Genomic DNA, 22,836 nt, shown 5'->3' with positions numbered 1-22,836 from the left:
ACAATTTTTCAATTTAATATGAGTTGAATATCACAAATAATGAATAAGGAAATACGCATGAGTAAACCACCTGACGCCTTTCCCTCGTTTAAATCACTACGTGTTTTTGAGGAGGTGGCCCATTATGGTAACGTTGCAAGAGCCGCTGAGGAGCTCAGCATTACGCCTTCGGCCGCCAGCCATCAGCTGGCAAAACTGGAAAATCAAGTTGGATGCATTCTCTTTAACCGCTCGGCAAGAGGCATGTTTCTGACTATGGCCGGCGAACGTTATCTTAAGGAAATCAGTCCGCTGCTTCAGGGTATCGCACAGTCAACTTCACGTATCAGCGATGAGAAAGAGCGAAGCGCGTTGCGGATTCACTGTGCTCCTAGTTTTGGACTGCTGTGGCTGCTTCCCAGGATCCATACTTTCCGGGAAAAATACCCCGGGCTTGAAGTTACGCTGTCCTGCTCCTATGAAAACCTTTCTTTTAGTCGTGCAAATATAGATATTGCTATCCGCCATGGATTTCCTGACTGGCAAAGTTTTGAGATAAAAACAATTAGAAACGAAAAGATGTCTGTTCTGGCATCACCGGATTATCTCAATAAGCATCCGGTTAATGATCTGTCGCAATTAAGTACTCATGCACTTATTCTTTCAGAATCACCACTGATAAAGTGGCCACAGTGGTTTGCACAAAATCAGCTACCTCAGCCGGAAGAGGACTGGCTGTTTCGTTTTGACCGTTCATACATGAGCCTTGAAGCGGCCATGCTGGGATACGGACTTATCTTCGAAAGCGAACTTCTTGCAGAGGACTACATAAAAAGTGGCAAACTTGTTAGGGTGCTGGCCACAGACTTCAGTGTTCCTGTCAGTGCACATCATATTGTATATCCCAGAGGTTTTTCGCATTTACCCAGGGTAAATAAATTTTTAGAGTGGATGCTCACGATGCTGAGCTGAGTGATTGAAAAATTATTTTCAGAAACTTAATTTTTAAGTGGAAGAATTAATTTTCTATTTTCATGTAAAAACATCTATATTAAGAATAGTCATCCGGTAACTCATTTAGGCTATCTGGCAAACTCTAAAACGTCTGCATAGTCGTACCGTCAGTTCTGAAATCGAATTCAGGTGCTTATCGGCCTCACCTGAATGGAGGTGTTGATACCTCTTCATACTCTGCTGAAATGGGTAAATGAGAACTAAAGTATCGTCTCTGAGGCCCGCGAAAAATTCACCCTGAATTAAGAGAAGTATTGCTGTAAAACCTCTTTTTCTAATAAAAATATTTAGTATGTAAAATACTGACTATCAACACCCTGAACACCAATCGGTAAAACGTGATGATGAAATTATGAAAAAATCATCTACTTGTTAAGCGAAGCTTTTTTATCTCTGCGCCGACGTGACTTAAGGTTAAAAAATAATTTATCACGTAGCAAATGCTGATATATAGAGTAAGCTTAACTATGAACTATATTGGGACATTGCTGAAATTTTTCTGTATAAATTATCATTAAATTGATCTTCCAGTTAATACCATATTTTTATATGAATTAGGCTAATCATTTGGTTATGTCGTTATTGAATTGCCAGATGAGCTGTAAGTTTGATCAAACATCTGCCTCAAAGCATATGTTCGATCAAAAAAACCGCCATTTAGGCGGCTTTGCAGTTTAGTATTAATGCTTTAAGGCAGAAAAGTGAAAAATCTTTGGCTGGATGGTTCTTGAATCAGGCCCTAATTCAGAGGGTTCATGTTCATCAGACCAACTGCTTAATATTATAAGTGCATCAAGTATTGCCTTTCTTTTGTTAGCATCCTCTTCGGCCTGCAGAAAGAGACTTAGGCGTGATGACAATGTTTTATTGTTGACATCTGCATTCTCTTTAAGGAGTGATAATAGGGCTTCACCAATAGCGATATCTATCACCTTCTCATTAGATCTCAACATGTCAATTCCTCTATACCTGGAGTTAGAAAGTACATCTGGCCAACTGATTTTTGCTCTTTATAAAGACTGACAGTTCATTATAATGTCAGGTCCAGCTTAAAATAAGAATATGGAATTATTTTGAAATTTTTTATTGTGAGGTTTTACAATTTTTTGGCTAAACTGTCCTTAAGTACTTAAATGCCCCTGATCCCGAATGTAATTAAGACATTATCAGCAATAACTGGCTTCATGTTGGATGCATATTCTTGCTGTCGGCAGATTTTTTTGCGAATTCGGATGGGATCATCTACTCAGCACAGAATGGGAACGACTCTGGTTATAGAGTATACGCCAGACCTCGATCTTGCACCGGACATCCTCCATTGACATAAAACATTTATCGTTCACGTACTCCTGACGGAACCTGTCGTTGAATGATTTGACCGCGGCATTATCCCTTGGAGTAATGGCCGTGAGAGGTCAATTCGGATATCACGTTCGTACACCCACTTACCCAGCATTTTTCTCGAAAATTCAGAGCCATTATCTGTTTTTTGGAGCAGCGATAACGGATGTCTGTTTGTGTTTTTCTGAGTTGAGCATATCACCTCTGGTCAGGTGGCCAAATTCATTAAACCACTTAAACATCATTTGAATCTATGTAGGCTGTATTGTGAAAAAAAACACCCGCATAAAGCGGGTAAAGGAGAGATTGATATTAGAATTGTGCACCAGGGTAAGTGCCTGAAATTACTATGCCATAATAACTTTTAATTTGTGAGCGCTCTTTTTACCAATGACATTTTTTGCATAAAAAAAGGGCCCGCTAATGCGGGCCAACATTGGAGTAGGATTTTCTCGTTTGCAACACGCAACACCAGTTAGTGTTACGTTATAACATTATATTGTAATTTAAGTTTCTGCTTAATTTTGTTGTAAAAAAATATTACTCGACTTCATTCAGGGGGGGGCATAAGAAAAATTAACATTATTTTTTAATTATATAATAAAAAAACCGTATAAACGGGCATTAAGTACTTAAAAATAAACAGGATGCCTCCGGCGACACACTGTTTTGTCAGTTATTATTAATATAATAACTTATTGGCACTACTTTTCTGTTAAGAAAACGTAAATTCTTGCAACGATTGGACCTAATTAACATTAAGTCACTACTGAAAATTTTTATCTCATTGTTAGGTAAGGAAAAGCCGGCGTTACATGTGCATGAATTCGTACAGTTGAATTGGGGGAACCCAAATTGCTAAGAGATTGGCTATTGACCCTGCCCCAAAATCCAGCTGAATTCAGAAACAAAATTCCGACATGATATTCACTCCCCTGAGCGGAAGTTGTGCCGATGAAAAAGTCACGATTCACCGAAGAGCAGATCGTCTTTGCGGGGGGCGGACGATTTCATGGACCTTCTGGAGATAATTCATGCACTCATATGAGGACCGTATCCGTGCTGCAGAGCTTTACTTCGGGTATGGCAAAAGGCTGAACGTTGTTGTCAGGGAGTGGGGCTATCCGTCCGTTAAACAGCTTGGTCGGTGGGTTCGGATTTTTGAGGAATACTGGGTATTTGCATTCAATTGACTACCCGTTTTCATTTTACTTGACCGTCGCCAACAAAAAATCGCCACTGATGCTGAGGGGGTAGTCATCGCATTGCGTGACCCGCAGCTGTGTGCCAGAAGCGGACGTTAATGGCGTGCTATTTATAAAACATGGTGCAAAACTCATGTTAAGTTGATCTCTTAGCAGAAGTAAAAAATTTACGACCGGAGAGAGCCTGAAGTGAAAGCATTTACGGTGCGTCGCATTAATGAGAGCGATCTAGAGGATTTCAGAAGAGTTAGACTGGAAGCATTGCTCCTCCATCCGGACGCTTTTGGCGCGTCCTACGAAGACTGCAGCCAGAAGCCAGCACCATTCTTTGCTGAAAAATTGCGAACCAATTATGTTTTCGGTGGATTTGACCTTCACAATACCATACAGGGCCTGATTGGTTTGAGCTTCAGTACCTCACCCAAGCTGAGTCATGTCGCTACTATCTGGGGGATGTATGTCCGTGCCGGGATGAGGGGATCGGGACTATCATCAGGGCTAATGGAGGCTGCGCTGGAAGCTGCAAGCTCAGTAAGAACTGTAAAGCTTTCCGTCGTCACAACGAATCATGCTGCATATGCACTCTATCGGTCGTACGGTTTCACTAAATGGGCCACTGATACTGCTGCGCTTTACGCTAATGGTATTTTTCACGACGAATATCTTATGAGACGAGACTCGTAAAACGACTCATACCAAAGCCATGATGATAAATAATTGCTTATCGTGGCGACATAATCGTTCGTAGTCCGAAGGCTACGTACGCTTCACGCCCTGAGACATTCGACAAGCTTTTATGGCTTCAGTAAGGGCGAGTGCCGCGCTTCAAGAGGGGGGCGGACGATTTCCTGGACCTTCAGGAGATAATTCATGCACTCATATGAGGATCGTATTCGTGCTGTAGAGCTTTACTTCAGGTATGGCAAAAGGCTGACCGTTGTTGTCAGGGAGTTGGGCTATCCGTCTGTTAAACAGCTTGGCCGCTGGGTTAGGATTTTTGAGGAATACGGAGACTTACCCAGGGAATTAAAACCCAGAAAACGCTATTCACACGCGCAGAAAGTCGCTGCGGTTGAGCATTACCTCACGCACGGTGGTTGCCTTGCCTATACGCGCCGCGCCTTTGGCTTTCCCAGCAACGAAGTACTCAAGAGCTGGATCGAAGAGATTTATCCGGGACGGCGGCCCCTGATTATTCGCTCAAACACCAATAAATGCTTCAGTCAGGAAGAAGGAATTCAGGCTGTCCGCGAGCTCTGCACCCGACGCGGAACGGCACTTAAAGTTGCACAAAAGGTAGGTGTCAGCGTTCCGGTCCTGTACAAATGGAAGAAAGACCTAATCGACGATGAGGCCTATCAATCTATGCGTAAACGTAAATCAGCTCCACCGGATAAGCAGCAGGATGCACTGCTCGATGAAGTAAAGCAGCTTAAACAGCAGGTTCATCAGCTACAGCTTGAACGTGACATCCTGACAAAAGCGAATGAACTGATAAAAAAAGACATGGGCATCAGCGTCCTGACCCTGAAGAACAGGGAGAAACCCAACTCGTTGATGCCCTTAAGGAAAGTTATCCCGTTGCTGAACTGCTCAGTGCTCTGCAGCTTGCACGGAGTTGCTATTTTTATCACAAAGCGAGCCTTCGTCTGCATGACAAGTGCGCGGAAATACGCATAACCCTGGCAAAGATCTTTGAGGGAAGTTACCGCTGCTATGGTTACCGGCGTCTCCACGCGATTCTCCGTCAAAACATCACGCACATCTCAGAAAAGGTTGTCCGCAGGCTGATGGCTGAAGAGCAGCTGATAGTTAACCGTGCAGGGCGGCGGCGATACAGCGCTTACTGCGGAAAAATCGGCCAGGCACCTGAAAATCTTCTCGCCAGAAATTTTCGCTCCTGCAGGCCAAATGAGAAGTGGCTGACCGATATTACTGAGTTCCAGCTTCCGGCAGGCAAGGTCTACCTGTCGCCAGTCATTGACTGTTTTGATGGCAAGGTGGTGAGCTGGACCATAGGAACACGGCCGGATGCAAAACTGGTGAATGCCATGTTGGATGATGCGATCGATACGCTCAGAGAACATGAGAGACCGGTGATACACAGCGACAGAGGCAGCCATTACCGGTGGCCGGGATGGCTTGATCGTATCAACGCATCGGGTCTTATAAGGGGTCCATGTCGCGCAAAGGTTGCTCGTCGGATAATGCAGCGTGTGAAGGCTTCTTCGGGCGAGTCAAAAATGAAATGTACTACGGCAGAAGCTGGGCGGGCATAACGCTGGAAGATTTTATGTGCTTCCTGGACAGGTACATACGCTGGTATAACGAAAGCCGGATCAAAATATCATTAGGTGCAATGAGTCCGGTAAGTTACCGGCAGCATCTGGGGATCACAACATAACAGTCCAGGAAAACATCCGCATCTCCAAAAGTGACATTATCAAATTGGACTCTTAATCAAAGTGCGCATAATGCTATTTATGCATAATTATCAATATATTACATATGTTAAAGCTAAGCAGAGATGACCGCACTCAGGCAAAACTGAGATGTCCGATTGTTAACAGAGTAGATTTTTAATAAAATAATTAACCCTCTGCTTTGAGGGTTAATTAGAATTAAAATTTAGTTTTAATAAAGTAGCTAATTATTCCGGAAGGATTAGCGAGTTAAGTATATGGTCCTGCCAAACACCATTTATTTTCAGATAAGATTGTGCATAACCTTCTTTTACAAAGCCCAGACTACTCAGAGTCTTATTGCTGCGTAAATTTTCAGAAAGATGGTTAGCCATTATTCTATGGATTTTATACTTATCATGCACATAGGTGATGGATTCTTTCAGCGCCTCATGCATCAGGCCCTTACCCTGATAATCCTGGTCGATTGAAAATCCTAGATAGCATGCCTGAAAAACACCGAATATAAAGTTGGTGAAATTTATACTACCTATAATTTTGTTATCATCTTTTAAGGTGAAAACCATAGGGATGCACTTTCTTTCTTCATAATCGAGTAGCGCATTACTGATCCTTTCAGCCACGCTATTGATTGTGAAATATTCTTCATTTCGCAGTGGTTCAAAGGGCGCGAAATTGGCTCTGTTATCAAGCAAGTAACGCTGAAAATTGACTGAATGGTCTAAGGTCAGCAGATATACATCGGTCCGTTCAGTTGAAAATAACTTCATCTCTCATCCTTGTGAATGTCGGTATCGCTATGATTGTATTAATAAATACTTCAACTTCCAAATATCTCCTGACTTCGCGCCTGCAAATCAATCATCGCCTCCAGTAAATCATCCTCATCGACCGCACGTTGCCGTTTTTTGGCTGGACCTTTTTTCGCACTCCTGCGACTTGGCCCGGTTCCAGCTGGAAGCGCCTGCGAGCGCGTATTATCACGCTTGTCCTGCATCAGTTTAGCTACGGCCAGCGCGTGTCCAAGCCGCTTGTTGTCAACGATCGCACCCTGGTCAACTTCAGACAGCCGGTCGTAGGCAGAGTAGGGAAGCACCGTACCGTGACTCCTGAGTTCAACGCGGCCATCCGGGTACTGCCAGGCATCCAGATATTTACCCATCGCGCGGCGGCTGTCATCGTTATCCTCAAGCAGCAACAGCATTTTATCGTAGCGGACCGTCAGCGCTTTCGAAACCTTGCGCGGTTCGCGCCAGGTAAATATCTGGTTCAGGTTGTCGTCTGCATCGAGCGGACGGTGAACGTCAAAATCATGCCTCGGTGCCTTCGCGAAACGCCGGTTGTAGTCCGCCATAAACTCAGCGGCAAAGGCGTTAGCCGCATCGGGCGTGCTGATGTCACGCAGCCTGAGTTCCTTGACCAGCCGATCCTGCAACGTGAGGTGTGCACGCTCCACGCGGCCCTTGGCAGAGCTGGTGTTGGCGCAGATGCCGGTGATGTTCAGCTCGTTCATCGCGCGACCAAACTGCGTCTGACCGTCGCCGCCAGCCGCATTTTTATTGTTGATGCGGAACACGCTGGCCTTGTCGCTGTAAAATGCCAGCGGCTTGCCGTGCTGCTCCAGGTAGCCGCGCGTGGCTTCAAAGTAGGTGAACGTCGACTCGGAGCGGACGAAATGAAGCTGCATCAGGCGGCTGGTCGCGTCATCCACATAAACCAGCAGCGTGCAGGCCGGGCCGCGTTCCTCGAACCAGCGGTGATCGCAGCCGTCGATCTGTATCAGCTCGCCGACACAGGCGCGCCGGTAGCGGGGTTGCTGAATCTTTGGGGCGCGATGCCTGCGCGGGATCCAGAGTCCTGACTGCATCATCAGCTTGCGTACGGTCTCTTTAGACAGCGTCATGCCGTGAAGCTCGGCCAGCTTCTTGCAGGCCAGCGTCGGGCCAAAATCAGCGTAGCGCTCGCGGATGATCTGAACCGCACGTTCAGCAAGGCCAGCAGGCAGCTGATAGTTGCTGGGCTTGCCGCGCCGCCGGTCAGCCATGCCCAGCGGACCGTCTGAACGATAGCGCTGAAGCAGGCGACGACAATGCCTGTCGGAAATACCGAGACGCTCAGCAGCGAGATGAGTTGTCAGCCGCCGGTCGACGACGTCCTGAAAAACTTTAAGCCGGTTAACTTCGTTCATCGTGAAAAACTCCGCACCAGAAGCCGTCATATCAGGATCCTCAGCAGGTAGCCCGAAGCGGCCAGGTAAGCTTAGCTCATAACGGCCATGTCAGCTTTGCTTCTATAATAAAGGTTCGCTAAATACTTATTATGTTAAATTAACTCAATTGTGATCCGATTGCGGCGTTGTGAAAGTGACCTTTTTGAGCATAAAAGTAAAGATCCCTACCTGTTGGCAGGGGAACTTTTATCAGTCTGGAAGTTTAGCTAATATTTCGAAACAGAATTCCGGCATGATAATGGCTCTCCTGCGCGTTTGGAAGGTCAAAAAAATCCCGCCAACTTAGGGCGGGATTACTTCAGCTTTTTATTGTAAAGGATATATAAATATTATCATTCGTAATTTTTTGTAAATGCTCTTTGGCATAAACACAGCTTTCAGAAGGAACAGCCAAATTACAATGCCAGTCTGCATAAAAGTTCTTTATTTCGTTGTTTTCATATTTGTATACATCGCCTCCAAGCACTACCCATTTAGATTCAGCGAATAAATCCAAGGCCTCACTAGCTACTGACAGCGGCAACACTGCATCATTAACTCCTTTATCTAACAGGCTTTTCCCACACCGCGCATACAACTCTAGTATTTTATTTATCATAGTTTCAATCTCTCATGTTCATCATTTGGGAACAAAAAGTCGGTGGTTTATAGAACCATTCGGCTCCCGAATATACTCAAACACGCCTTCTTTTCCACGATAACTTCCAGATATTTCTAACTTAAGGCGTTCTACACCATCACCACCAGTAATTACTGATACTGTTCCTTGATCCGAATGACTATCCACGGATTCCGGGAACGAGTGAAAATCGCCTGAGGATGCTTGTTGTTTGACTTTGTCGGTATAGGTCGTCCCTTTAAAGAAATCACCTGCACTAATAGAGCTATTTTTATTTGATGACTCAGCTATATAGCTACTACCTGCATTTTCAACTGGTTTGGGATTGATTAATATCCCGTCATTTTTCCCTGGCTGAGTTTCTGGAGATATAGTAATTATAGAGCCATTTCTACCAGACTGATCCGGCGTGATCAGCGATGTACCTCTGTTATCATTCAGTACAGGGTTTTCCAGTTTTCCAGAGCCTTCAGACCCCGCAAGCTGGTCACCACCAGTAGTGGAAGGACCATATTTACCTTCCAGCAGCCCCAGATACTTGCTGGTAATATCATCATTGCCCATCATTTTCAGGGTGATCAGCTGATCCAGCTCTTCCGTAGATAACTTGTCCGCAATTTCCTTGGCAACAACCCCGGTGATACCCGCTTTTACCCCAATTTCCAGCAACTGTTCGGCCACTTTCGCACGGCATGGTGCCGCTATGGCACATCCTTCAACCAGAGCCTTACCTAGGAAGTTATTCTCCACCGTATTCTTCCCGGCACCCGCGCCAGCCCCAGCCCCCATCGACGAATCCGACGCGATACCGCCCGCAAGACCCGCCGCCAGCTGGCTCAGCGTGCTGACCATTTGTTTCTGCGTTTCTGTCAGATCGCTGATTTGGGTGTTAGGGTACATCACGGCAACTATTGCCCGCGCAGCCAGCTCACCGCCCGCAGCTCCTGCGGCTCCCGATGCGACACTGTTGCCGGATATCTGAGCCAGCACGGCGCCCGCCACGGCGTGTGCCATTGTGTTAGCCAAAACGTTAGTTTGCGGATTGCCTTGAGCGTCATACGACGTCGTGGCCTGTTTGATTGCATTGGCAATATACGGTGCCATTGCCCCGCCCGCTGCCGCGCCGAGGTTATTCGCGCTTAAGCCCCCCAGTGCACCCGCCACTGCCGTGGCGACCATCGAGTAGGTACCACCCGTGCCCCACAGATCCGCCACTGCTCTATAGCCAGGATCGTTTTGTATCTTCGCACTGAAGTCTTCTTTTGAAAGGCTGGCGTATCCAGGGTGTTCTTTAAGGAGACGCGCTTTGGTTTCGGCTGATGCCGCATCCAGCTTATAGGCCTTTACGTCGCCGACCACTTTTCCGGCCAACTCCTGCACACCCTGTGCAAATGCCATCTGGTTGGCGACTTTCTCTTTGTCGAAGATTTTGCCGATGCTGCCATTGGCATTTTCGGTATCCCGGCTCAGACCCGCGACGTCCTGCTTCTGGTTCTGCACATCACGAACAATAATCGCCCCGTCAGCCACGGCTGAACGAGTGGTGCCAGATGCACTTTGATGCATGTTTACCACCGCAGGGAGTGCGCCGCCCGCAAACTGCTGACCCGACGAACTCATATTGATACCTACAGATGTGCTGTTGGCTGAGTATTCGGCATGATTATCGATGCTGTCCCAGCCCAGCGTGCCCGTGGACAGCTTGTTGTTCGCTGCATCCGCTGTTGAGGCAATTACTGCGCCATTGAGCTGCGTATGGTTACCGACGAAAATGTCATAACCGCCGTCACCGGCAAACAGCCCACTCTGATCGCCGACGCTGGCGTATTCGCTATTGACCTTGCTTTTGCTCAGGCTCAGCCCGAACGAGCCTGTCATCGAGCCAAAGGTGAAGCTGAAGCCGCCGCTGGCGCTCTGCTGCTGGCTGTGATAGCTATCGGTGTCCTGCAGGCTGGTCAGCGTCAGGTTATTGCCAGCATTCACGCTGATACTGTTACCCAGCGCCTGAGCGCCGGACAGTAGTGTGTCGTTGCCACTGCTCAGCGTCAGGTTGTCTTTAGCATTGACGCGGCTGTTCACGTATGCGGTGCTGCTGCCGTTCTCTGAGCCGCTGGCCATATAGCCGCTGGCCTGCACGCCAATGCCGGTTTCCTGGCCGATGGCGACGTGCACGCCGGCGCTCCAGCCGGAAGATTTGTTACTGCTCTTCTGCTCGGTGTTGTTGCTGGCGGCAACCAGGTTCAGATCATGTGCGGCAGCCAGGGTGACGTTGTTACCGGTAATGCCGCTGCCCGCCAGCGTGACGTCGCCGCTGGTACCGTTTGCGCCGGTCGCTACTACGGCGACATTGCCGCCGCCGCTGAGCGAGCTGCCGCTGACAGTATTGCTGCTGTATTCCGATGATGATTTGCTTTTGCTGGCCCCCACGCTGAGCGAAATTTTAATGCCGGCATTAGTCATATCGCCATTCGCCAGCGCTGTCGCCGATTGGCCGGCCGCACCTGACATCGCCCAGCCGCTTTCCAGCGCTTTCACTGCGCCGAGAGCCTTCAGACGATCGTCCCCCGCCTCGCTGGCCGCTTTTGCCTGGGACCCAAGGCTCAGTAACGCATCTGTTATCGGGCTGGTCAGCTGCAGCGTCAGGCCGCTTTGCTTCTGTTCAAAGCTCTGACGACGGGTCAGGGTGTCGTTGCCCGGATCGATAGTGACTGACCCGCCAACCACACTGATATCCTGCTTCGCAATCACGTCTGAACCCGCAATGTGCGCGTCATGTCCCGCAACCAGCGTCACGTTCCCGCCGGTGCTGCCGATAGTGCTGGCGCTCTGACTTTCTGTCGTGCCGTCCTGCTTCAGCTCCTGTTTTGATGACGCGCTGCCGAAGGTCACGCCAATGCCCCCGCCGCTGAACATGCCGCTCTTTTTGGTCTCGCTCAGGCGATAGCTTGTCTGGGTATCGGTGGCGGCAGTGATGCTGAGGTCGTTGCCCGCTTTCAGGCCGACATCGCTCTCGCCGACGACAGAGGAGCCGCTCACGGCCAGGTCGTGGCCTGCCACAATTGAGACGTGGTCGCCGCTCAGGCTGGAGGCCTTTTCTGTCGTTGAGCTGTCTTCGCTGACGGTGTGGGTGGTTTTCTTACTGAACAGCCCTTTACTGGTTTTGGTTTCTTCTTTGTAGGCGTAATCGCTCTCTGTCGCCGTGGTGATGTTGACGTCGTGACCAGCCTGCAGCGCCAGATCTTTGTTTGCTGTGACGGTCGCGGCCTGACTGGTGATGTCATTACCCGCCAGCATCGTGGTGCTGCCGCCGCTGACAATTTCAGTACCCTGCTGCCGAACGGTTTCGTTAATGACCGTTTTCTTGCTGCCGCGTTCGCTGTTACCGGAACCCGACTCGGCGGCGTTCAGGTTAATATCGCGGCCCGCTTTCAGTCCGATATCGCCTTCCGCCGCCAGCGCTGCCGCCTGGCTTGTAATATCATGACCTGCTGAAAGCGTCAGATTTCCCTCGGAAGCGACAGTAGTGCTAGCTGAATCAGTATTATGTGTTTCTTTACTACCTTTGCCTGATTGGCTCCTTTCACTGTTTTGTTCAGAGTTAAGCTTCAAATTATTGGTGGCACTGACAAGAGCATCGCCTTTTGAAGTCACATCACTCGCAGTAATCGCTATATCGTGCCCAGCCTCTATAACAAGGTTGCCGCCAGCGCCCACTGTACTCCCCTGATACGTGATTTTATCGGTCTGAACCGGATAGTGCCCACCGCGGCCGATGCTTCCGGAAGTGCTGGCAATCTGATTTGCACTGACAGCAATGTCACCCCAGGCACTCATCAACAGATCCCCACCTGCTGAAAGTGAGGCACCCTGAAGCGAGATGTTATTACCCGAGTTAAGTGTTAAAGATTGTCCTGCCGTGATTGCAGCAATGCTTCCTGTCTGAACGTTTTTCAGGCCATTGCTGCCACCGCCGAGTGGGTTAGCCAATGTGATGTTATTGATGCCGCCATCCAGCGTTTCCAGCGCGACGGCTTTGCCCTGGAAGGTGCTGCTTATGTTGTTGATGTCGCCAATCGCACTCAGGTTCAGTCCATTCCCCGCTTTGACAAGTCCATCATTCAGGTTACTGATGCTGTTCTGGCTATCCAGAGAAACCGAATCTGTCGCGAGCAGCGTACTGCCGCTATTGGTGATTGATCCGCCAGCTACGTTGACGTTTCTGGCTGAAATCACGCTGCCGTTATTAACCGCTACGTCTTTAGGCGAAAGGTAGAGTTTTGGCACCATCACCGTCTCGCCGTTGATGGTGGCTGACTCCCACCACAGTATGCTGTGATCGAGGGACGCAACCTGATCCGCCGTTAACGAAATGCCAAACTGCAGGTTTAATGACTGCTTAGCCGATGCCGCGTTATCCATCAGATACTGCATTTGTGCCAGGTCTGATCCCGTACCGTTCAGATACTGGCTTCCGGTCTGGTTAAGCACCACATTGCTGACATACCGGGTATCAAACGCGGCATCGCCCAGGAAGCGATAGTCATTGTCCGGTTTGAGATTAAGCCTGTTGAGCAGGTATGAAGAGCCCAGGAACGTATTCGCATCGGTGTATTGCTGGCGGGTTTCCTGCACTGCGCTGGTAGGCTGCTTGCCCAGTAACGTATTGAGATCGCCAAATAAGCTGCTATCCAGCTGACCAAGCCCATTCAGTTTTGGATTGACAGTAATGAGGTAAGGGCTGGAGGGGTTGGTTGAAACCACAAAATAGCCGTTGTCGCTGGCAGGTACCGGGTATGCACTGCTGTCAACGTTTGTTGCCTGATATGACTTGAGTGATGAAGATGCAAGAGAAGCGCTGGCATCTTTAAGTGCGCCAGACGTGCCGAGGCTGACAAGGCCTTTCTGAGCAACCGTTTTTTGGGTCAGGGAAACACCGTTTTCACTGGTTGAGTCCAGTTGATTCCCGCCAGTTATTTCCTGAAGTGCATTTTGAAGCTGATCCTTCCATGCAGGCGAGTTAACAGCCACTTTATCAGCCGAGCTGAGTGATTGTTTCTGAACACTACCGCTGATGGATTGCTGGCTGAGGTGTGTTAATCCGGGTGCCGCTAACGTGTTAATCGTTCCGCTAACGTGCGGATCACTGGAAGTATTACTGACGTTCTGGCTAAAGGCTGCATCAATATTGTTACCTGCCTGAATGACGCTGCGGTATACGTTGCCGCTTCCGGTGGTTTCATATACCGGATTTCCATCAAGTGTATAAGCGATAGAACTTGAAGTGATTGAGTTATAGGAATGTTGTGTCTCTGAAGGTCTGGCAGGATTAGCTAAGCCCAGACCGTAACGGTAAATCTGATAGACCGTAATAGTGCCGTCAGTCCAGCTTTTGTTATTCAGGGTGCTGCCCGTTAGCGAGATATTATTTCTGGCAAGCATGCTTGAGGCAAAATTATCGAGCTGGCTGGCTTGCACGTTCAGATTGCTGCCCGCAGCGATGCGCCCTGCGCTGCCACTAGCATGCGCAGTGACAGAAATTGTCTGATAAGCAATCTTTTGTACATCAGCTTCAGGATAAGGGGCGTAGCTGCCGGTATAAGTATCCCAGTCATCGCCATGCCCGTGATGGTGTTCAGATTTGCTGGCGTAGAGCCCATACTCATCAGGTGAAAACCATGTGAGCGGGATATTAACGTTAGTCCCCGTGGCCCATGCAGGTACCGCGAGTTGAGTGACCTGCTCACTGGTGCTTAGCGCGTCCCGTGTGTTCAGCAAATGTCCGGTTTTTATTGTGATGTCACCATTCTGCGACTCGATAGTCCCCGACGTATTGATGACCTCACCATTCGCATTCCCCGCCGCGTCGCGCTGCATCCACAGGCTGTTGCCTGCCAGCATATCGCCGCGCTGGTTTTGAATACTGTTTGCGTACAGGTAGAGATTCTGCCCGGCATACAGCAGCGCGGTGTTCACAATGCTGCCTGGTGAGGTGATGGTGAGGTTGCCGGTCGTACCGGTAAAGCCGTTGAGCGCCACGTCGCTGTGGCTGATCAGCGCGACATTGCCCCCACCCTGCATTGTGCCTGAGCCATTCATCGTGATGCGATTTCCGCTCAGGCTGCTGTCGCCCGTGCCGGTGGTGATCTGGCCGTTGTTCGTCAGGTCACCGCCTGCACTCAGCGTCAGTGCCTGGCCCTGTAGCGTGCCCTGGTTGTCGATAGCGCCATTGCTGCTGATGCTGAGACGGTTACCTGCGGCCAGGATGTTGCGCGCGGTAAAGCCGTTGATCAGTTTCAGCGTGGCGTCGCCCAGCGCCACCACCTGTCCGAGCTGATCAAACCCCGTGCTTTCCAGCAGCAGATTGCCGCCGCTGAACAGCTTACCTGCAGCCTGCTGGGTCACATTTGTCGCTTTGAAATTCAGCTGATTTGCGCCGAGCAGCGTGCCGCTGTTGGTGAGTTGCGCATAGTTCACCGTCAGGTTCCCGCCCTGCGCGGTGCCCTGGTTCTGCAGGCTGCTGCCGGTGAGTGTCGCCTGCTGATCCGCCATCAGCGTGCCGCTGTTGCTGGCGCTGGTCGCATTGAGGACCAGCTGCGAAGCCTGCAGCCAGCCGCTGTTGACCAGCTGTGGCGCGTTCAGCGTGAGATCCGCCGAAGAGAGTACCTTGCCGCTGTTGCTGGCCAGGCCGCTGGTGGTAATACGGCTGGTGGCGCCCTGGATCACGCCGTAGTTATAGAGTTCGGGCGCGGTCAGCGTCAGGCCGTTTTGACTGAGCAACGTGCCGCTGGCGTTATTGATGAGGCGTCCGCCGGCGTTGAGCTGCAGGCTGCTGTCGCCCTGCATGCGCCCGCTGTTGGTGACGCCGCCGCTGCTGAGTAACAGATCCTTACCCTGCATCCGGCCCGCGTTATCCACGGTGGCTGCATACACATCCAGTGTGCCACCGCTCAGCAGCGCCGCGTTTTGCTGCTGCGTCAGCGCGCCTGACAGGGTGGTGGTCAGGCCTTCAACGCCCGAAATCTCACCGCTGTTGTTAAGCGTCGAACCCTGTAACGTGAGGTTGCGGGCAATCCACTGCCCCTGACTGGTGAAACTCAGGGCATTGAGCGCGGCGGTGCCATTAGCCGTGATTTTACTGCCCGCCCCAGAGGTGAGCGTGTCGCTCAGGTTCAGCTGAAGGTCGCCGGCGCTCTGAATGGCGCCACCGTTGGCGAGGCTTGTGGCATCCAGCAGGATCTGCTGTCCCTGCCAGGTGCCGTTATTCGTCACGGCTTCACCGCTGATGTGCAGCGTGCCCTGCGTCAGCAGCTGGCCGCCGGCATTGTTCATCAGCACGCGCGCGGGCGGAGCCTGAACGGCAAGCAGGCGGAACCCCTGGATAGGTGCCGGGCCGAGAGTCAGTGACTTAAGGCCAATCAGGCTGCCCTGATTGGTGACGCTGACGGGGCGGATGGCGAGCGTATCACCCTGGACCGTTCCGCTGTTGTTAAGCGAACTGCCGCTGAGCGTGACGTCTTTTTCGGCCAGCAGTTTGCCGCTGTTATTCAGATTCTCCGCGTCAATCTGCGCGGCACCCTGAGACAGCAGCCCACCCTGATTATTCAGCTCCCCGCTGACCGATGCCGTGAGGTCAGCGCCGCTCAGCAGCAATCCCTGATGCTGCCAGCTTCCCGCTGTGACTTGTACGCCCTCACCCTGCAGCGTACCGGCGGTCTCCAGCGTGCCGGCATTCAGTCGCAGCGCTCCCCCGGTCAGAGTCTGACCACCCGCTGACTGAACCAGACGGTCAGACGCCTGCGCATCAAGCGCCGTCGTGCCCTGCCACAGCCCCTGATTACTCAGCGAACCGCCGCGAAGCGTGAGGCTGTCCGCCATGATTTTTCCGCTGTTCGTCAGGCTGCCGGCTAATACGTCGGCATCCCCAGCGGACAGCAGGTTGCCGCTGTTGTCCAGCAGCGTGTCCGAGGTGCCGCTCAGGGAACCGGTGCCGTTGATGGTGCCGCTGGTGGACAGGGAGGTGAAGTGATAGCCAAGGTTTTTGCCCTGCCACACGCCTGCGTTACTGGCCTTGCCACCCTGAAGGGCGAGCTGGCCACCGCTGATAAGCCGCCCGTGAAGAAGGTTATCGAACTGGGCAAACTCTGCGCTTAGCAGCGCGTCACCCTGCAGCAGGCCCTGATTCTGCAGCTTCGCGCCAGAGGTTTTGACCTGCTGCGCGGCGACGGTACCCGCATTATTCAGGTTGTTGACCTGAAGATCGGCCTGCTGCTGTGCCAGTAGCAATCCGTCCGCACTGTTGTCCAGCGTCCCGTCCAGATCCGCGTTCAGATTATTTGCCGTGATGCGACCGCTGTTGCTGACGTTGTGCCCGGTCAGACTCAGGTCTCCCGCCACCTGCAGAAGGCCGGCGTTGGTGAGCGTGACAGGCGTAAGGGAGAGTGAATCACCGGTGATCAGCTCACCGGTGGCGGTATTCGTGACGTCCGCGCTGCTGAGCGTGAGCGCGCTGTTGCCCTGAAGCAGGCCTGAGTTCGTCAGCTGAGGTGATGTGAGGGTCAGGCGGTCCGCTGCCAGCGTCCCGCTGTTGCTGAGCCGGCTGCTGAGCAGGTTCATCGCCTGTTCGCTTATCAGCTTACCGCTGTTATCCAGCGCGCCACTCACGTTCGCACTGAGCTGAGAACCCGCACGCGCACTGCCGGCGTTCTGCCAGCTTTCCAGTTTCAGGTCGAGCTGGTCCGCCTGGATGCTGCCCTGGTTGTTCAGCGATGAGCCCTGCACGTCTGCCTTGCCGGCCGTCAGTAATTGCCCGTTGCCTTTATTGACGAGCGTACCGCCCTGAAGCGTCAGGGCATTGCTCCCCTGCATCAGCCCGCTGTTGACCAGGTCCCCCTGCAGCGTCAGCGCCTGCGCGAGCAGCCAGCCGCTGTTATCGGTGCTCCCCGTTATCCCGACGTGCTGCTGGCCCAGTATCTTGCCGCTGTTAGTTAACGTGCCGGCAGCAATGGTTGCATCACCCTCACTCAGCGCATTGCCACTGTTCTGCCAGTCGCCTGCCGTCAGGTCAAGCTGCTGACCCTGCATCTGTCCGCGGTTATCCAGCCGGTCCTGCTTCAGCGTCAGCTGACCGCCGCTCAGCACGGTTCCGCTGTTGGTCAGCTGCTGCCCGGTTGCCTGCAGCGACTGTCTACCCTGCAGCGCGCCACTGTTCTCCACTGTGGTGCTGCTGATATCAAGCTGGCCAGCGGCTATCTGCCCGGCATTGGTAAGACTGGCGTTTTTCAGCTGCACGGCGTTATCCGCCAGCAGCAGGCCACCCTGCTGATTGCTGAGAGTGTCGTTGTCTGCGGTGATATCAGTGGCGCTGATTTCTCCGGCGTTGGTCAGCGTGCCGACGCTCAGGTTCAGGGCCGCACCGCTGGAAATCAGACCGGCGTTGTTCAGCTCCGGCAAATCGAGCCCGAAACTGTTATCAGAGCTGACGGTGCCGTCTGCCAGGTTCGTGAGGCGCTGACCGCTGAAGCGGAGCGCCGTCGTCCCCTGAATCAGGCCGCTGTTGTCGGTTTCACCGCTGCTGAGCTGCATCGCCTGCTGGCTGAAGATGCTGCCGGTGTTGTTCAGGCTGCCTGTTGTTAACGTCCCTTCCGCCAGGCTCAGCACCTTTCCGCTGTTCAGCCAGCTGTCTGCACTGACATTCATCAGCCGGCCCTGAAGTGAACCCGCGTTATTAAGCCCGGCGGCATCCAGCGTCAGCTGGTCTTCACTGAGTACGGTCCCGGTGTTAGTCAGCTGACGGCTCTGCGTCTGCAGCGTCTGTTTTGCCTGCAGCGTGCCGCTGTTACTGATGGCGTCGCTGTTGAGGGTCAGCTCGACGGCGGACATTTTCCCCTCGTTGGTGAGCTGCTGGTTATTCAGCTGCAACGTCTGCCCGGCGAGCAGTGAGCCCCCCGACTGATTCAGCACCACCGCGTTAAACACGCTGAGGTCTGCCGCGTTAATTTCGCCCGCGTTGCTCAGCCTGTCGCCGCGCAGCGTCAGCGCGGCACCGCTGCTGATAAGGCCGCTGTTACTCAGATCCGGCAGGTTGAGCGCGAAGGCATTATTGGAACTGAGGGTGCCGCCGCTGAGATTGTTCAGGCTGCTGCCGCTGAAGCGCAACGCACTGGTGCCCTGCAGCATGCCGCTGTTATCGGTCTGCGCGCTGCTGATATCCAGCACCGGCCCAGAGAACACGCCCTGATTGAGAAGGCTGTCGCTCACCGTCGTCAGGCTGCGGGTCGCGGCGACGCTTGCGCCTTTACTGTTCTGGAACGTACCCGCTTTGACGCTGATGGCGCTCGCGGCCAGCGCACCGCTGTTGTTCAGCTGCCGGGTATCAACGGAAAGGTTGTCAGCCGCGGTGAACTGACCGCCGTTGCTGATGTGGTTCTGAGCCTTAAGCTGAATGCTGCTGCCGGCGTTGGCGCGGGTGGATTGATCCGCGGCCAGAGTTGCCCCGCTCAGCCGGATGTCACGACCCGCCGTCAGGCTGGTGCCGACGGTAGTCAGGTTGCCTTTCGCCGTCAAGGCGATCCCGGCATCACTCACCAGGGTTCCCTTGCCCAGCGTGGCATCCTGCTGTGCGGTGACGGTGATTTGCCCGGTGGCTTTATTATCACCGCTCAGCGCAACCGACGCGCCATTCGCCGTTAATGCGCCGCTGCTCAGGCTGTTACTGAGCGTCAGCTTACCGTTCGCATCCAGCTGAATATCGCCCTGCTTTGCGGCGAGGTTGCCGAGGTTGACCCCCACGCCTTTTTCGCTCGACACCAGATGAATACGGTTGGCGTACATGCCGCCGAGCGCGCCGGTATCGACCGAGACCGACGGCACCGCGCCTTCTCCCGCTATCGGCGTGACTGAACCGTCCGCGCCCACGCGGTTGGCCCCCACGGTGACGGACAGATCCTTCGCGTGGATCCCGGCGTTGATCTCGGTGGCGCGCGCGACGATCGATACCGCGTCGGCATCGCTGCCGTCCAGCCCTTTGCCTTCGACGGTGACCGAGCCCTTAGTGACTTCCAGGGAAGACAGGTTGCCGTTTGCATCCAGCTGCGGTTTACCGGTGGTGAGCGTGACGTTCGGCGTGTTGATAAAGCCGCAGCCGTTACAGGTGATGCCGTAGGGGTTCGCGACGATAACGTTAGCCGCTTTGCCCGCCACCTCGGTATAGCCCTGCAGCTGCGAGCGGTTCGCGCCCGTCACTTCATTGATGATCGCCTGCGCTTCGTGCCCGGATTTCAGGTTGGGGTTGTTCTGGATCAGGCCGCCAAGCTGCGTCTGATTGAGCTGGCCGGTGGCATTGTTGAGGATCAGCCCTTCCTGGCCGACGTTGTACTGCTGGTACTGGTTGTGCGAGACGCCGGCTGCGTTCGGCGTGGCGATGTTGACCACCGGCACGCCGTTGCCCGCCGCATCCATCTTCGTGCCGGGCGTCACCGGGGTGATTTGTGCGGCGACGACCGGCAGCATGGGCTGCACCGCCACCAGATAACAGATGAGATAGCTCAGTGCGCGACGGGCGAGGGAAACGGGTTGACGATCGTCCATAATCTTTGCCTCTTAGAAAACCAGCCCGACGCGGGCGTAAATGCTGACGTGATCCGGGTGCAGATGGCCGGGATAGCTGAGCGGAATGCCGACGGTGTACTGGGTGTAGAAATAGCGGCTGCGGGTGCTGATACCCACCGCGCTGCCCCACAGCGTGCCGGTGGACTCGCGGTTCTGCGCGTCGCTCTTCAGCCAGCCGCCGTCGACGGCGGCCAGCGCGCTGACCTCGCCAATGACCGGCAGCGTGAACAGGCTGTAGTCCAGCTCGTTACGCAGGTAGCCCCCGGCATCGCCGGAGAGGTACTGCTCTTTAAAACCGCGCACCGAACTTTCACCGCCGAGCGTCAGGCGCTCGCTGCCGTAGAGCCGATCCGGTGACCACTGGGCGTACACGCTGCTCAGCCACCACAGGCTGTTCGTCAGCGGGCGCTGAAAGCTGCCGCTGAGGCTCCACTTGCGGAACTGCGCTTTCGGCAGGTCGCCGGTTTTACCTTCATCACTTTCGGCATCAAACCACGGCATGCCGCGGCTGAAGGCCGGGTTGAGCGTGGCCACGCCGCCGAACATTTTCTGCGTGTGGTTCAGCCCGAGCTGCAGGCTGGTGATTTTGCGGCTGCTGCTGGTGAGCAGCGTGTTATTGAGGAAGTTGTGGCTGGTGTAGTGGTTCAGGCCGAGCTGCACGCCGGTTTTGATGTCCCCGTTCCGGAACAGCACCCAGGATCCGTTCAGGCGGTGCGCGACGTTGTCACCGTTGCTGAGCCAGGTGAAGCCGTTGTTGATGAAGCTGCTGTGATAGCTGCTCCAGCTATAGCTGTAGTCGAGCAGGCCGTAGCCGTACGGCACGCTGACGCCCGCCTGCAGGCTCTGCGCGTCGCGCCACTGGCTGAAGGCGCTGCTGCGCGCGCCGCTGATAAACCAGCGATCGGCGAGGCCCAGCAGGTTGTTGCCGGTGAGCGAGGCGTTCAGCTGGCCGGTGCCAGTGCTCTTCTGTCCGCTGTTATCAAAGCCCAGCGAGGCGCTGAGCGGAAACTCCGGTTTGGCCTTAAGGTTCACAACGGAATAACCGGCTTTGGGAGACGGCAGAATTTCAATCTGCACCGGCGTCGAGCGCACGCGGTTAATCTGCTCCATGCCCTGCTCAATATCGCGCAGGTTAAGTATCTTCCCTTCGAGGCCGGGGAACGCCATTAACAGCGCGCGAGGGTGCTGACCGTCGAGGCGTATTTCGTCGAGCTTCCCTTCCAGCACCGAAATAACCAGCTCACCGGAGGATAAATCCTGCTCGGTTAAAAACGCCCGGCTGGTAATATAGCCCCGCTGCATATACCAGTCTGAAATGGCGTGGACCAGCGAATTAATTTCCGTTAAGTTCAGACAGCGGTCTAAATAGGGTGCGGTTATATTCTGCTGCTGGCTCTGTGAGAGTAAAGACGCATTGCGGATAACGATATGATGGACGGGGAAGCACGGGCCGGATGCACTTTCCCCCCCGCCCGGAGAGGCCTGAGGGGCGACAGCGTTCCACAGCGCGTCGCGCTGGTTCTGGTCCTGCTGCAGACGCTGTTGCTGCTGATTCTGGATGTAATCACGGTCGCCCGGATTTAATGGTGCCGCTACTGCTGAAGCAGTTAATAAGCCGACGCTCAGCGCCAGTAACTTCCCTGTATGTGCCATCATAAAAGACTTAAGTGAAATTGATTGTAAATTTTTTGTAAGCTTGTTTGCGCAGAATATCACCTAAACAATCAGAAAGTTCCTGATGGCGCTATAAAACGAGAATGGGGTTATTATTTAACTTAGGGAGGGGTTATTTATCTGACTAACTCAAATATAAAGTAGGTGATTTTAGGTTGCATACAAGAGAAAAAAATTCTCCGAATTATTTGTATCGTTCTTATTAGCAACTGCACTGAAATTAAGCGCGCAGCGTGTCTGATTGATTAGTAAAAGCGTAGCGTAAGCATCTCTGAGAACAGCAAATTGAGTCCCTCTCGTACCCGTCGGACGGTATCCGTTCTTCAGGCCGGCAGGCTTTTGGGTTTCGCCTGAGATAGGATTTTTAGCGGTTATCGCTGTAGCGAAGTGATGAATTGTCGGGGATCGCGCGAGTGCCGCTGCATGCATGCGCACACCTCTTCTCGTGAGCAACGTCATTGCTAGCTTTTTAAACAGCGTCTGGCATTTAGTGTTCACGTACGGCCGGAAGGCACTCAAAATTGCGGGCTGTTCAGCTTCGCAGGACACGAAGTTCAGAACATCATAATTATGTTAAATTTAAAAATCATTCATGACTTCCCTTAGCTTGCAGGTGAAATCGGTGATTGACTTTATATTTGACGTGAGTTAAATTTTATTTACGCTCCACTTTGTTTAATTTAAATTTGCAACGGATAATCAATCCTTTTTTATAAATTATATATTTTCAACGCTGGTTAAGAT

Annotated in this window: 8 protein-coding genes and 1 pseudogene; 3 read left to right on the top strand and 6 right to left on the bottom strand. The window is 52.6% G+C overall.

Annotated elements, in window-relative coordinates:
- Positions 1-57: 57 nt before the first annotated feature.
- On the top strand, positions 58-951 hold the full coding sequence (locus JK231_RS24580; protein ID WP_211729858.1) for a LysR substrate-binding domain-containing protein: 894 nt from the start codon (positions 58-60) through the stop codon (positions 949-951).
- 722 nt (positions 952-1,673) lie between these two features.
- Here the strand turns inward: JK231_RS24580 and JK231_RS24575 are convergent.
- Positions 1,674-1,946 carry a hypothetical protein gene (locus tag JK231_RS24575; protein WP_211729857.1) on the bottom strand — a complete coding sequence of 91 codons (273 nt, stop codon included), beginning with the start codon at positions 1,944-1,946 and terminating at the stop codon, positions 1,674-1,676.
- 1,782 nt (positions 1,947-3,728) lie between these two features.
- On the opposite strand from JK231_RS24575, the gene JK231_RS24565 reads away from it, so the two are divergent.
- Positions 3,729-4,223 (top strand): GNAT family N-acetyltransferase, encoded by a 495-nt coding sequence (locus JK231_RS24565; RefSeq protein ID WP_211729856.1) that lies wholly within the window; start codon positions 3,729-3,731, stop codon positions 4,221-4,223.
- A 186-nt stretch (positions 4,224-4,409) separates the two neighbouring features.
- Positions 4,410-5,943, top strand: a pseudogene (locus JK231_RS24560) (IS3 family transposase).
- Between the two features lie 246 nt (positions 5,944-6,189).
- Here JK231_RS24560 and JK231_RS24555 read toward each other — a convergent pair.
- The 5 genes from JK231_RS24555 to JK231_RS24535 all read right to left on the bottom strand — a co-directional run bounded on the left by JK231_RS24555 (position 6,190) and on the right by JK231_RS24535 (position 22,074).
- Positions 6,190-6,732 (bottom strand): GNAT family N-acetyltransferase, encoded by a 543-nt coding sequence (locus JK231_RS24555; RefSeq protein ID WP_211729855.1) that lies wholly within the window; start codon positions 6,730-6,732, stop codon positions 6,190-6,192.
- Positions 6,733-6,782: 50 nt separating this feature from the next.
- Positions 6,783-8,180, bottom strand: coding sequence for an ISNCY family transposase (locus tag JK231_RS24550; protein ID WP_211729854.1), 1,398 nt, complete (start codon positions 8,178-8,180; stop codon positions 6,783-6,785).
- A gap of 310 nt (positions 8,181-8,490) precedes the next feature.
- A complete protein-coding gene (gene imm40, locus JK231_RS24545; RefSeq protein WP_211729853.1) occupies positions 8,491-8,790 on the bottom strand; it encodes an Imm40 family immunity protein in 300 nt (99 codons plus the stop codon).
- Positions 8,791-8,811: 21 nt separating this feature from the next.
- On the bottom strand, positions 8,812-20,397 hold the full coding sequence (locus tag JK231_RS24540; RefSeq protein ID WP_211729852.1) for a hemagglutinin repeat-containing protein: 11,586 nt from the start codon (positions 20,395-20,397) through the stop codon (positions 8,812-8,814).
- Between the two features lie 12 nt (positions 20,398-20,409).
- Complete coding sequence (locus JK231_RS24535; RefSeq protein WP_211729851.1) at positions 20,410-22,074, bottom strand: ShlB/FhaC/HecB family hemolysin secretion/activation protein; 1,665 nt, start codon at positions 22,072-22,074, stop codon at positions 20,410-20,412.
- Positions 22,075-22,836 lie beyond the last annotated feature (762 nt).

Source organism: Pantoea sp. JGM49, assembly GCF_018257655.1.
In the GTDB taxonomy this organism is placed as follows: domain Bacteria; phylum Pseudomonadota; class Gammaproteobacteria; order Enterobacterales; family Enterobacteriaceae; genus Pantoea; species Pantoea communis.
The sequence above is the reverse complement of the archived record's forward strand: the minus strand, read 5'-3'. Positions and strand labels throughout refer to the sequence as shown.

What these genes read in the sequence shown, in the direction of transcription:
- JK231_RS24580 (WP_211729858.1), top strand. Translation starts at nt 58, where the DNA reads ATGAGTAAACCACCTGACGCCTTTCCCTCGTTTAAATCACTACGTGTT.
- JK231_RS24575 (WP_211729857.1), bottom strand. Translation starts at nt 1,946, where the DNA reads ATGTTGAGATCTAATGAGAAGGTGATAGATATCGCTATTGGTGAAGCC.
- JK231_RS24555 (WP_211729855.1), bottom strand. Translation starts at nt 6,732, where the DNA reads ATGAAGTTATTTTCAACTGAACGGACCGATGTATATCTGCTGACCTTA.
- JK231_RS24550 (WP_211729854.1), bottom strand. Translation starts at nt 8,180, where the DNA reads ATGACGGCTTCTGGTGCGGAGTTTTTCACGATGAACGAAGTTAACCGG.
- imm40 (WP_211729853.1), bottom strand. Translation starts at nt 8,790, where the DNA reads ATGATAAATAAAATACTAGAGTTGTATGCGCGGTGTGGGAAAAGCCTG.
- JK231_RS24540 (WP_211729852.1), bottom strand. Translation starts at nt 20,397, where the DNA reads ATGGACGATCGTCAACCCGTTTCCCTCGCCCGTCGCGCACTGAGCTAT.
- JK231_RS24535 (WP_211729851.1), bottom strand. Translation starts at nt 22,074, where the DNA reads ATGATGGCACATACAGGGAAGTTACTGGCGCTGAGCGTCGGCTTATTA.